The following is an 11,958-nucleotide window of genomic DNA, read 5'->3' as shown; positions in this document are numbered from 1 at the left end:
GCATGGAGCTCACACAGACCTCCAGCAATTCCGCCAAGCTCGTCCACGCGAGGCTCGATCTCTTCGAGCCCGGTCCGTCGCCGGGCAAGCCCGGCGGGCCGCGCGGCAGCATCCCGTTCCACTTCAACCCGAAGGAGCTGACCGTCACCAAGTCGGCGAAGTGGGAGTCGCAGAACCAGAAGAAGGCGGGGTCGGCGCCGCCGGCGAACTTCACGACGCCCGAGCCGCAGAAACTCACCCTCGAGATGTTCTTCGACGCGACGCGCTCGCCCGGGTCGAGTGTCGTGAAGGACGTCGAGGCGCTGTTCGAGACGGTCGTGCCGACGCCCGCCTCGATCGGACAGAAGCGCCCCTCGCCGCCGTGGGTCAAGTTCGCGTGGGGCCCGCTCAGCAGCTTCCTCGGCTACGTCAAGTCGGTCGCGGCGAAGTACACGCTCTTCGGCTCGGACGGCCGCCCGCTGCGTGCGGTGTGCACCGTGTCGCTCGAGGAGCTTCCCTCCGAGAAGGGCAAGCAGAATCCGACCTCGGGCGGACTCCAGCCCCGAGCCGTCCACACGATGCGCGAGGGGGACAGCCTCGCCGTCATCGCGTACCGGGAGTACGGGAACGCGGCGCTGTGGCGCCCGCTCGCCGACGTCAACGGCATCGACGACCCCATGCGGGTACGGCCGGGGCGGACGATCTTCCTTCCCACCGCCGAGGAACTGGACGACGCACGGGCGCGCGGGATCGCCCGGCGGGAGGTGGCTCATGCCCGCGCTTGACACCTACACGAGCCTGCTCGTCGTCCAGGTCGACGGCAACGAGCTTCCCGCCGACATCGCGGCGCTCCTCGTGCGCGGGCGCGTGACGGACGGGGTGGGGCTGCCCGACGCCTTCGAGCTGGAGTTCACCGATGAGCACGCCAAGGTGGCGGCCCTCTTCCCGATCGCGGCCGCCATCTCGCTGAAGGTCTCCCAGAACGGTCCCGGCGGCTCGCCGGTCCTGTTCGAAGGGGAGGTGACCGCGCTCGAGCGGGAGGACTTCGGAGGCGCACTGCACACGCGCGTGCGCGGGCTCGACGGTGCGGCGCGGCTCATGCGCGGCACGCGCGTCGCGGCCTTCGTCGAGTGCTCGATCCCGGACATCGTCCGGAAGGTCGCCCAGGGCGCGGGGCTGACCGTCGGTCGAGTCGAGGCGCCGGCCGGCGTCCTGCCTCATGTCGCGCAGGACAACGTGAGCGACTGGACCTTCCTCGCGCGGCTCGCGCGCCTGGCCGGAGCGACCTTCACCGTCACCGGGAAGCGCCTCGACTTCGGGCCGCCGACCCCGGCTCGCGATGCCCCGACGGGCACCAACGCCCGCGAGAACCCCGTCGTCATCGAGCACGGCGCGAACGCCCAGTATGTGAAGGCGGTCGTCACGGCCGCCGAGCAGGTCGCGAACGTCTCGGTGCGGGGGTGGGATGCCGCGACGAAGGACGTCGTCGTCTCCAAGGCCGACGCCAAGACCCGCAGCGCCGAACTGCCCGACCTCACCCCGGCCGGCATCGCGAAGAAGGTGGGGAGCCGTGAGTTCGCGGACGTGTGGGGCGAGGGGCGCGCCGCGTCCCAGGACAAGCTGGCGGCCTCGCTCGCCGACCGCCTCGCCGGCGGATTCGCCGAAGTCGAGGCACAGGTCACGGGAAATCCCGACATCCGGTGCGGGGTCGCCGTCAACCTGAGCGGATTCGGCAAGCCGTTCGACGGGCGCTACACCGTGAGCGAGACCGTGCACGACTTCTCGGCGAGCGCCGGATACTCCACCACCGCCGTCGTGGCGAACGTCTCGGATCGCTCGCTCTTCGGCGTCGCCGGAGCGGGCGTCGCGCTGCACGAGCCGCGGATCTCCGGCGTCACCTCCGCCGTCGTCACCGACAACCTCGACCCCGAGGACCAGGGCCGCGTGAAGCTCAAGTTCCCGTTCGCCTCCGACGACTACGTGAGCGGCTGGGCCCGCACCGTGCACGTCGGCGCAGGCCCCGAGCGCGGGAACGTCGTGCTCCCGGAGGTGGGGGACGAGGTGCTCGTCTCCTTCGAGCACGGCTTCTTCGACCGTCCCTTCGTGCTCGGCGGCCTCTTCAACGGCAAGGACCTGCCCGACGGCGGCTGGAAGGAGTACGTCGACTCGAAGGGCGTGCTCCGGCGCGCGCTCGTGTCGCGCACGGGCATGCGCGTCGAGTTCGTCGAGGACGGATCGTCGGAGACGGTGCAGCTCACCACCAACAAGGGCGCGCAGCGCGTGACCCTGCGCCAGGACGGTGAGAAGGGACTGGAGATCCTGTCGGAGGGACCGGTGTCGGTGACGGCGAAGACGGATGTCTCGATCACGACGAACTCCGGCAAGGTCGTCGTCTCGGCATCCACCATCGCCCTCTCCGCGAAGGACTCGCTCGAACTCGAGGCGCCCCAGGTGAAGCTCAAGGGCGCCGCCAAGGTGGAGGTCTCCGCTCCGCAGGTGGCGGTCAAGGCGGACGCGCAGGCGGAGCTCTCGGCGGGGGCCGCCGTGACCGTCAAGGGCGCGATCGTGAAGATCAACTGAGGAGCGGACCGACATGTCGAAGGAGTTCGTGGGCAGGGGATGGGCGTTCCCCGTCGAGACCGACCGCAGCGGCCGGATCCTGCTCACTCGCGACGACCGCGAGATCGAGGACAGCATCCGACTCATCCTCGCCACCGCGCCGGGGGAGCGGCCGATGCGCCCGGAGTTCGGCTGCGCCGTCCACGACTACGTCTTCGCCCCGGCGGACGCCTCGACGGCGGGGGCGATCGGCGAGGCGGTGAGGACGTCGCTGCGCTTCTGGGAGCCCCGCATCGATCTCGACGACGTGCTGGTCGACTTCGACGGTGCCGAGGAGGGACGCCTCCTCATCGACATCCGGTACCGGATCCGCGGCGACAACGATCCGCGCAACCTCGTCTTCCCGTTCTACGTCATCCCGCGACAGGAAGGAGGCGAGTGATGCTCCCCGCGCCCGATCTCGATGACCGGAGGTTCCAGCAGCTCGTCGACGACGCCAAGCGGCTCGTCGCCGCCCGATGCCGGGAGTGGAGCGACCACAACGTCTCGGACCCGGGCGTCACGCTCATCGAGGCCTTCGCCTTCATGGTCGACGAGCTGCACTACCGGCTGAACCGCGTGCCCGACCGGCTGTACATCGCGTTCCTCGACCTCCTCGGCGTGACCCTCCACCCGCCGGCGCCTGCCCGCGCCGAGGTGCTCTTCCGGCTCTCCGCGGCGCGGCCCGACCCGGTGGTGGTGCCGGCGGCCGCGGAGGTGGCGACCCGGCGCTCCGAGGGCGAGGAGCCGATCGTCTTCGCGACGGACGACGAGCTCTCGATGCCGCCCCGCAGACTGACGCACATCGGCCGCGGCGAGCCCGTCGAGGTGAGGGTGGTCCACGCCGACGACGCGCTTCCCGGCGAGGGGACGTTCGAAGCGTTCCAGTCGGACCCCGCTCCCGGCGATGCCGTGCTTTTCGGGCTGGACGACGCCGCACCGCGGTGCCTCGTCGCCGTCAGCCTCCAGTGCAGCGTGCGGGGTGTCGGCGTCGACCCGACCGACCCGCCGTGGCAGTGGCAGGCGTGGACCGGCCGCGCCTGGCGGAACTGCCGCGTCGTCTCCGACGGCACGGGCGGGTTCAACCAGGACGGCGACGTCGAGGTGCTGCTGCCCGCCGAGCACGTCGTCTCGGTCGTGGGGGGAGTGCGCGCCGGCTGGATCCGGTGCATCGTCACCGAGCCCGTCCACGAGCGTCAGCCCGCCTACACCTCCTCGCCCCTGGTGCACCGGGCCGCGGCATCCATCGTCGGCGGAGCGGTGGACGCGACCCACGCGGAAGCCGTCCTCGGGGAGGTCCTGGGCCTCAGCGAAGGCGTGCCGGGGCAGGTGTTCGCCCTGTCGCAGGCTCCCGTCGTCGCCGACGGCGAGCCGCTCGTGGTCGAGGTCGCCGGCGGCTCGGGCTGGGAGCAGTGGCACGAGGCCGACTCCTTCGCCGGACACACGGGCGACGACCGGATCTTCACCGTCGATCGTGCTCTGGGCGAGCTGGCCTTCCCGCCCGCCGTCCGTGAGCGCGACGGCGGGCTCACCCCGTATGGCGCCGTGCCGCCGGCGGGCGCTCCGCTGCGCATCCCGCGATACCGCGTGGGTGGTGGCCGCCGAGGCAACGTGGGTGCGGGCTCGATCACGGTCCTTCGGACCACCGTCCCGTACGTCCGATCGGTCGAGAACCTCTCGGCGGCGCTCGGCGGCATCGACGGCGAGACGCTGGAGGAGGCCAAGCGGCGCGGCCCGCTCGCGGTGCGCACCCGCGATCGGGCGGTGACCGCGCAGGACTACGAGCAGCTCGCGAAAGCGGCCCGTCCCGGGATCGCGCGCGTGCGGTGCGTGCCCGCAACGGCCGCGGACGGCGCCGTGCGGCTCCTCGTCGTTCCCAACGCGGCCCCCGGAGCGGACGGTCACGTCGACTTCGCTGACCTCGAGCCCCACGCGGATCTCCTCGCGGGTGTCGCGGAGGAGATCGGCGAACGACGGACGGTCGGGGCGCGGGTCATCGTCGAGCCGCCGTTCTACCGCGGCGTGACGATCGTCGCGCGCATCGTCGCGCGGCCCGGGACGGTGCCGGAGATCCTCGAGAAGAGGTCGCTGGCGGCCCTGTACCGGCACTTCGATCCCGTGGTCGGCGGCATCGACGGCACCGGGTGGCCCTTCGGGCGCCCCGTCCTCGCCGGCGAGGTGTACGCGGTGCTGCAGTCGGTCCCCGGCGTCGAGCTCGTCGACGAGCTCAAGCTGTGGGAGGCCGACCCGGTCACGGGCAAGCGGGCGGGCGAGCCGGTCCTGCGCATCGACCTCGATTCCAACGCGCTCGTCTACTCCTACCGGCACAGTGTCCGGGTCGTCACGGGGGTCTGACATGCGCGGCCTCGTCCCCGGGCTGGCCAGCCCGTCTCCGTTCCTCGAACGTCTGCCCGGCGTCTTTCAGGACGCCGCGGACGGCGACTTCCTGCCACGTTTCCTCCAGGCGTTCGACGCGTCGATCGCGCCCACGATCTCAACCCTGGACAATCTCGCCGCCTACGTCGATCCGCGTCTCGCACCGGCCGACTTCCTGGACTGGCTCGGCGGATGGGTGGATGTCGCACCCGACGGCGGATGGACGCTCGACCAGCGGCGGGACATCGTCGCGCGCGCCGTCGCCCTTCACCGCGGGGCCGGCACGCTCGGCGGCATCCGTGAGGCCGTCCGTCTGGCCGCGGGACCGGACGCCGAGGTCACGGTCAGCGACAACGGCGGCGTCGCCTGGTCCGGGCAGCCGGGCGGAGAGGTGCCGGGAAGCGACGACGTGCTCGTCACTGTCGTCGCGACGGGAGTGGACGACCCCGAAGTGAGACGGCGGATCGAGCGCGTGCTGCGGTCGGTCGTCCCCGCGCACGTGCCCTGGATGCTCGAACCGCCCCCTGCCGAGGAGGGAACATGACCGACACGACCCCGTACGTCGTCTGCCTCGAGTGCGGCGGGCGGAATCTCCAGGGGGAGCAGTTCTGCGGCAACTGCGGCGCGTATCTCGCGTGGGAGCCTGCGGCGGCCGAGCCGCCGGACGACGCGGCGGCGCGGCCCGCCCAGCCGGGGCCGGACACGGACGCAGGGGAGCCGACACGGGATGCCGCAGCCCCGATGCCCGCTTCCCCGGCCGCGTCGAAGGCCGCTCCGATGCCGCCCGGCGGCGGCGCCGACGCGACAGCCCGCACGGCCCCTCCTTCGCCGGGCACGCCCCCGGCGGCCCCGCCCGCCGACGTCCCGGCTCTGCGGAAGCCGACGGCTGCGGCTCCGCCGCGTCCGCGCGCCGCCGTGCCGGCCGTCCCGGTCGAGGCGCCGCCCGCCCCCGGCGATGTCATCTGCCCGACGTGCGGAGCGGGGAACCGTCCCGAGCGGCGGTTCTGCCGCCGATGCGCAGCGCAGCTCACGGCGCCGGTCGCCGCCCCGGCGTCCGCGCAGCCGGCTGCCGGGTCGCGGCCGAAAGGACGAAGCACGCGGTTCCCGTTCACGGCTGTGCTGGTCCTCGCGGTGCTGATCGGCCTGCTCGTCGTCGCCTGGCTCAACCGGGACGTGGTGATCGGATTCATCACGTCGATCGTCGGCTTCGTGTTCTCGTCGCAGTCGCCCTGAATCGGGCGCACCGGCCGCGCGAGCGGCGCTGCGTCAACCGCCGATGATGACGGTGGGGCACCCGGGGCCCGGGACGATCGGCGCTCCGTGCATCGACTGGTCGCCGACCCGCGCCGCGGGGAACCCGCCGATGAGCACGGTCATGCTTCCCTGGGCGATGCCGTTGGGCGCCGGCGAGACGCAGACGATGCCTCCCGGCATCGCATTCGCCACCGCCGCCGGCATCCCGCCGATGAGCACCGTCGGCACCGCGGCCGCCGGAGTGATGACGCCGCCGCCGTGCGGCTTCGGTCCGTCGAACAGGGGGCAGAGCGCGGAGTCGCCGGCGCGGAGAGCGGGTCCGGTGGGCACGGCGTCACCCTGCAGGCTGCGTGACCGTGGCCCCGGTGACGAGCACCGTCGCGAGGCATCGGTCGGGCGTCCGGCCGACCGGCTTGCCGACCTGCACGCAGTTCATCCGCACCTCCAGGGTCTGACCGGCCGGGATCTGGATGGGGGTCACGAAGTGGAGGTCGAGGTCTCGGTAGTTCTCCGCGCTGAGGTTCAGCAGCACCGTGTCGTCGTAGGCGAGCTGGACCGTCGCAACGTCGCCCTGCGGGTTGTTGAAGACCAGGTCGGTGATCTGGAACACTGCACCGTCCGGGACGGCCGGGCCGATGTCGCGCGTCGCGACAGCGCCGCCGGGCTGATCGGTGAGGGTCACGGCGATCGCGCTGTCGACGGTGGTGGACGCGGGCGGCGGTGGCGGTGGCGGTTCGCCCGAGCCGCTCTGCGCCGCATCCTTCGCCTCCTGTGCCGTCTGCTGCGCGCCGGCTGCGGCTTCCTCTGCCTCCGCCGCCTGCTGCTGCGCGCTCGCGAGCGGTTCGGCGACCGCGTCGCGTGCCGTCTGCTCGACGGTGGGCTTGAGGAGCAGGTTCCACAGGAGGATCAGAAGGGCGATCAGCGCGGCGAGCGCGAGGAGCGCCTTCCAGAACCACGGCGGGAACACCGGCTCCTGCATATGCGTGCCGTCGGCGACGACCGGCTCGCCGGAGCTGGGCGTGACGGTGATCGAGTAGGGATGGCTCGCCGCCTGACCGCGCCAGATGCGCCGGCGCGGGACGAGCGTCACGCGCACGAACTGGGCGTGACCGGCGTCGATGAGCAGGTCCGGATCGCGCGGCACGACGGAGAGCCGCTCGGTCCCGGCGCTGAGCAGCGACACGGCGATCGCGTCGTTCCCGTTGTTGTCCACGGCCAGGCGCACGCGCTTGCGGCCCCTCGACCGCGACACCCGTGGCACGAGCTCGGCCGCAACGGCCGTGAACGGCTCGACGGTCACGGCCAGCTCGACGACCTCGGCGACCGTCGTGCGGTCGACGAGCGGCTCGTCCTCGGTCGGCGCGGCCGATGTCGGGACGACGCGGATGGCGACGTCGAGGCGGCCGGCCGGCACGGCGGGCGAGCGCGGCACCGTCACTCGGACGGTGACCGTCTCCGTGCGTTCGGGATAGACGCTGACGTGGTCGGGAACGAGCGTGGTGAACTCGCCGCCCGGACCCATCGCCTGCAGGGCGTACTGCTCGACGATCTGGCTGTCGTTGCGGACCGTCACCACCGCTTCGACGGGCTCGCCCGGGACCGCTGCGAGAGCAGCGGGCTCGATGGAGACGGCGACGGCCATACCAGCGACGCTAGGGACGCTCGCGCAGAACGGGAGGGTGTGCCGGGTCACCGGAGCGTGCACACTTGTTGCCCGTTCGTCGGGGAGCATTGCCCCGATGGCCCCCGTCGCGCCGGGGCGGTGCGCAAGGCGCGATAGACTGGGTGGTCGGCCAGTCGGCCGCGCTTCCCGCCCCTCCACGAAACGGACGTCCGCTGTGCTCGCCGTGCACGACCTCGAGATCCGCGTAGGCGCTCGCGTCCTCATGTCGGACGTGTCGTTCCGCGTGTCCGACGGTGACAAGATCGGGCTCGTGGGCCGCAACGGCGCGGGCAAGACGACCCTCACCAAGGTGCTCGCGGGCGACGTCCTGCCGTCCGGGGGGCGCGTCGACCGCTCGGGCGATCTCGGCTACCTCCCGCAGGACCCGCGCTCGGGCGACCCCGAGATGCTGGCCCGCACGCGCATCCTCGACGCCCGCGGACTGGGCACCCTCGCCATCGGCATGCACGACGCGTCGCTCGCGATGGGGTCGGACGACGCGGATGCCGCGGCCCGCGCGATGCGCCGGTACGCGAGCCTCACGGAGCGGTTCGAGGCGCTCGGCGGCTACGCGGCAGAGGCGGAAGCGGCATCCATCGCGCACAACCTCTCCCTGCCGGACCGCATCCTCGAGCAGCCGCTCAAGACGCTGTCGGGGGGTCAGCGCCGCCGGATCGAGCTGGCGCGGATCCTCTTCTCGGACGCCCAGACGATGATCCTCGACGAGCCGACCAACCACCTCGACGCCGACAGCATCGTGTGGCTGCGGGAGTTCCTCAAGGGGTACAAGGGCGGGCTCATCGTCATCTCGCACGATGTCGAGCTCGTGGGCGAGACCGTCAATCGTGTCTTCTATCTCGACGCCAACCGTCAGGTCATCGACGTCTACAACATGAACTGGAAGAACTACCTGCGCCAGCGGGTCGCCGACGAGGAGCGCCGCAAGAAGGAGCGGGCCAACGTCGAGAAGAAGGCCACCGTCCTGCAGCAGCAGGCGGCGCGCTTCGGCGCGAAGGCGTCGAAAGCCGCGGCCGCGCACCAGATGGTCGCGCGCGCCGAGAAGATGCTCGCCGGCCTCGACGAGGTGCGTCAGGAGGACCGCGTCGCGAAGCTGCGCTTCCCCAAGCCGGCGCCGTGCGGCAAGACCCCGCTCATGGCGTCGAACCTCTCGAAGTCCTACGGTTCGCTGGAGATCTTCACGGATGTCGACCTCGCCGTCGACCGCGGGTCGAAGGTCGTCGTGCTCGGGCTCAACGGCGCCGGCAAGACGACGCTCCTGCGCATCCTCGCAGGCGTCGACGATCCCGACACCGGACGCATCGAGCCCGGCCACGGGCTCAAGATCGGGTACTACGCGCAGGAGCACGAGAATCTCGACGTCAGCCGATCGGTGCTCGACAACATGATGTCCGCGGCGCCGGACATCACCGCGACCGACGCCCGCAAGGTGCTCGGGTCGTTCCTGTTCACGGGGGACGACGTCCTCAAGCCCGCCGGTGTGCTGTCGGGGGGCGAGAAGACGCGACTGTCGCTCGCGACGCTCGTCGTCTCGTCGGCGAACGTCCTCCTGCTCGACGAGCCGACGAACAACCTCGATCCCGCTTCGCGCGAGGAGATCCTCGGCGCCCTCGCGCACTACGAGGGAGCCGTCATCCTCGTCTCGCACGACGAGGGCGCCGTCCAGGCGCTCAACCCCGAGCGCGTCCTCATCCTGCCGGACGGCGTCGAGGACATCTGGGGCCGGGACTACGCGGATCTCGTGGCGCTGGCCTGAGCCGCGCGCTCAGCGGCCCGCCGTGTCGATAAGCGCGTCCTCGGCGTCGGCATCGGCATCCCGCCGTCTCTTGGCGCGCGCCGGGGCACGACCTGTCCGTGCCGCTTCGGCTTCCTCGCGCCGGTGCGCGCGCTCGGTCCGGATGACGTAGCCGATGAAGATGAATCCCATGATGGCGAAGAGGATCCACTGCACGGCGTAGGAGAGGTGCGGGCCGGGATCGTCCGACGGCGCGTCGATCGCCTGCGGGCGCGTGGCCGGCGCCGGGTCTTCGGACGCCATCACGCCGTAGGCGCTCTGCTCGAGCGCGTCTGCCGTCGCGGCTCCGAGGAGCCCGGCGACGGTGGGGAGGTGGATCGTCGGCAGCTGGCCCGCGGGGGCGGTGCGCCCCGAGGCCGGAAGGGGCTCGCCGGGCCGCAGCCGGACGACGACGGTCGTCTCGCCCTGCGGCGCCGCCGGAACGACGTCGGGTTCGTTCTGCTGCTCGCCCGGCGGCACCCATCCGCGGTCGACGAGCACGACGCGCCCGTCGTCCGTACGGAAGGGCACCAGCACCTCGTACGCGGCCGATCCGCCGTGGGCGCGGTTGCGCACGAGCAGCTCCTCGTCGGTGAGATAGGTGCCCGTGAGCGTCACGGGCGTCCACTCGTCGCCCGGCTGCAGAGCACCACCTGCCGGGATGACGTCGGCCAGGGGGACCGGGTCGGCGTCGTAGTTGGCGGCGACGAGCGCGAGCTGCTCCGAGCGCTGCGCGTTGCGCGCGAACTGCCAGTTGGACAGGAAGGCGCACGCGATCGCGAACACGACGGCCACCGCCACGTACACCGTCCAGCGGACGGCGGCAGGGGCATCCTTCCTCGACGCGCGAGCGCTCACGCCGGTTCTCCCGCCGGCTGCAGGGGCTCCACCGTGACGGGGAAGTCCCGCGTCGCGAGGAAGTCCCGCAGGTAGTCGCGATGCTCGTCGCACGCGACCCACGTCTTGCGCCGGTCGGGGGAGTGGATCCTGGGGTTCCGCCAGTCGATCCGCCAGGTCGCGGCCGCGCGGCATCCCGCCCGCGAGCACACCGCGGGCTCTGCGTGCCTGCTCATGCCGAGCTGCCTCGCTCCGCGTCCGGATCCGCCGGAGCGGACGGATGCCGCGCCCCGGCGTCGCGCTCGGTAGGGGCGAGCGGGCGCTGCTCCTCGAGCCGGATGATCCGGGGCCCCTCCGCCGGCGGCGCGGCGGCCGTGGGAGCCGAAGGCAGCGCACGCTCCGGCGCTTCGATCGCCGGGCTCCTGGTGTCCTCCCCGACGTTGGCGCCCACCACCGCGATGTACGGGAGGAAGACGGCGCCCGCGGCGAAGATCCACGTGTACCAGCTGTACGGGGTGACCACCACCATGAGGATGAAGCACGCCACGCGGATCCCCATCGTGATCAGATACCGTGTCGAACGCGCGCCCACCGCATCACGCGGCGCCCGCGGAAGCGACGTCGCGGACTGGGGTCCGCCGGAGTTCTTCACGATGGTTCCAGGGTACGCCGCGTGCAGGGCACGGGCTCCTGCTCCGGCCATCGGATCTACGACGTCTGGAAGTTGCCGGCGTTCGCGGTGAACCAGCTGACCCACACGAAGAACAGGATGATCCCGAGGATCGCGAAGGCGATGCCGACATAGCCGACGATCGTTCCAGCGAGGGCCATGCCCCGGCCGTTCTCGCCCGTGCGCTTGATCTGCCCGAGCGCCATGTGGCCGGTGATGACGCCCACGATCGAGCCGATGAACGGGATGATGAAGATCCCGACGAGCGACGAGATCAGCGAGACGATCGCAAGGCCGTTGGTCTTGGCGGCGGAGTAGGAGCCGTATGCGGGCGCCGGCGTGTACTGCGGCGGCGCGTATGCAGCCGAGCTCTGGCCGTAGGGAGGCTGCTGCCCGTAGCCGGATGGGGCGCCGTACTGTCCGTACGCGGGAGGCTGCTGCTGTCCGTAGGCCGCTGGCTGCTGTCCGTAGGCTGGGGGCTGCGCGCCGTAGGCCGGTGGCTGCTGCTGTCCGTAGGCCGGTGGCTGCTGCTGTCCGTAGCCGGGCTCCCCGTACCGAGGCTGCGGCTGCTGGCCGTATGCGGGGGGAGCGGGGGGAGCGGGGTCCAGAGGAGTGGTCGGCTGGTCGTCCGCACGCGACGAAGCCCCGTCGTCGCGTGCCCCGTCGCTGCGTGCATCGCTCATGATCGGTCCCCTTCCTCGCCTGCGCTCCCAGCGTCCCAGCGCAGCGGAGGCCTGTCAAACCCGCCGCTAGGCTGGTCCGGACCACCGCCGTCACCTTCCGGAGGAA

General features: G+C 71.9%; 13 protein-coding genes. 7 read left to right on the top strand and 6 right to left on the bottom strand.

From position 1 onward, the window contains the following. Nucleotides 1-2 precede the first annotated feature (2 nt). The 6 genes from EV279_RS12915 to EV279_RS12890 are packed head-to-tail and all read left to right on the top strand — an operon-like array spanning nucleotide 3 to nucleotide 6,186. Nucleotides 3-764 (top strand): peptidase M23, encoded by a 762-nt coding sequence (locus tag EV279_RS12915; RefSeq protein WP_133544094.1) that lies wholly within the window; start codon nucleotides 3-5, stop codon nucleotides 762-764. Continuing rightward, nucleotides 751-2,559: a VgrG-related protein gene (locus EV279_RS12910; RefSeq protein WP_133544092.1), complete on the top strand. Its 1,809-nt coding sequence runs from the start codon at nucleotides 751-753 to the stop codon at nucleotides 2,557-2,559. Before EV279_RS12915 ends, EV279_RS12910 begins: the two co-directional genes overlap by 14 nt. Nucleotides 2,560-2,572: 13 nt before the next feature. Then, the gene (locus EV279_RS12905) at nucleotides 2,573-2,980 is read left to right on the top strand and encodes a GPW/gp25 family protein (RefSeq protein ID WP_133544090.1); all 408 of its coding nucleotides are present in this window, start codon (nucleotides 2,573-2,575) and stop codon (nucleotides 2,978-2,980) included. Continuing rightward, nucleotides 2,980-4,932, top strand: coding sequence for a putative baseplate assembly protein (locus EV279_RS12900; RefSeq protein ID WP_208109530.1), 1,953 nt, complete (start codon nucleotides 2,980-2,982; stop codon nucleotides 4,930-4,932). The genes EV279_RS12905 and EV279_RS12900 overlap by 1 nt, the downstream gene beginning before the upstream one ends. A gap of 1 nt (nucleotide 4,933) precedes the next feature. Then, the gene (locus EV279_RS12895; protein ID WP_133544086.1) at nucleotides 4,934-5,497 is read left to right on the top strand and encodes a phage tail protein; all 564 of its coding nucleotides are present in this window, start codon (nucleotides 4,934-4,936) and stop codon (nucleotides 5,495-5,497) included. Then, the gene (locus EV279_RS12890) at nucleotides 5,494-6,186 is read left to right on the top strand and encodes a hypothetical protein (RefSeq protein WP_133544084.1); all 693 of its coding nucleotides are present in this window, start codon (nucleotides 5,494-5,496) and stop codon (nucleotides 6,184-6,186) included. Before EV279_RS12895 ends, EV279_RS12890 begins: the two co-directional genes overlap by 4 nt. Before the next feature lie 33 nt (nucleotides 6,187-6,219). Here EV279_RS12890 and EV279_RS12885 read toward each other — a convergent pair whose 3' ends face one another. Continuing rightward, on the bottom strand, nucleotides 6,220-6,537 hold the full coding sequence (locus EV279_RS12885; RefSeq protein WP_133544082.1) for a PAAR domain-containing protein: 318 nt from the start codon (nucleotides 6,535-6,537) through the stop codon (nucleotides 6,220-6,222). Nucleotides 6,538-6,541: 4 nt separating this feature from the next. After that, nucleotides 6,542-7,849: a hypothetical protein gene (locus tag EV279_RS12880; RefSeq protein WP_133544080.1), complete on the bottom strand. Its 1,308-nt coding sequence runs from the start codon at nucleotides 7,847-7,849 to the stop codon at nucleotides 6,542-6,544. 196 nt (nucleotides 7,850-8,045) lie between these two features. On the opposite strand from EV279_RS12880, the gene EV279_RS12875 reads away from it, so the two are divergent. Then, nucleotides 8,046-9,644 carry an ABC-F family ATP-binding cassette domain-containing protein gene (locus EV279_RS12875; protein ID WP_133544078.1) on the top strand — a complete coding sequence of 533 codons (1,599 nt, stop codon included), beginning with the start codon at nucleotides 8,046-8,048 and terminating at the stop codon, nucleotides 9,642-9,644. A 9-nt stretch (nucleotides 9,645-9,653) separates the two neighbouring features. Here the strand turns inward: EV279_RS12875 and EV279_RS12870 are convergent, their stop codons facing one another. From EV279_RS12870 to EV279_RS12855, 4 genes are read right to left on the bottom strand one after another with little or no spacing between them, the layout of a single operon-like run. Next, nucleotides 9,654-10,520 carry an SURF1 family protein gene (locus EV279_RS12870; RefSeq protein ID WP_133544076.1) on the bottom strand — a complete coding sequence of 289 codons (867 nt, stop codon included), beginning with the start codon at nucleotides 10,518-10,520 and terminating at the stop codon, nucleotides 9,654-9,656. Further along, the gene (locus tag EV279_RS12865) at nucleotides 10,517-10,735 is read right to left on the bottom strand and encodes a hypothetical protein (protein ID WP_133544074.1); all 219 of its coding nucleotides are present in this window, start codon (nucleotides 10,733-10,735) and stop codon (nucleotides 10,517-10,519) included. The genes EV279_RS12870 and EV279_RS12865 overlap by 4 nt, the downstream gene beginning before the upstream one ends. Then, complete coding sequence (locus EV279_RS12860; protein WP_243728558.1) at nucleotides 10,732-11,151, bottom strand: DUF3099 domain-containing protein; 420 nt, start codon at nucleotides 11,149-11,151, stop codon at nucleotides 10,732-10,734. The genes EV279_RS12865 and EV279_RS12860 overlap by 4 nt, the downstream gene beginning before the upstream one ends. Before the next feature lie 56 nt (nucleotides 11,152-11,207). Continuing rightward, nucleotides 11,208-11,852 (bottom strand): DUF4190 domain-containing protein, encoded by a 645-nt coding sequence (locus EV279_RS12855; RefSeq protein ID WP_133544070.1) that lies wholly within the window; start codon nucleotides 11,850-11,852, stop codon nucleotides 11,208-11,210. Nucleotides 11,853-11,958 lie beyond the last annotated feature (106 nt).

This window comes from Microbacterium sp. BK668, from assembly GCF_004362195.1.
GTDB lineage: Bacteria > Actinomycetota > Actinomycetes > Actinomycetales > Microbacteriaceae > Microbacterium.
Note: the sequence above shows the minus strand (reverse complement) of the source record. Positions and strands in the feature narration are given on the sequence as shown.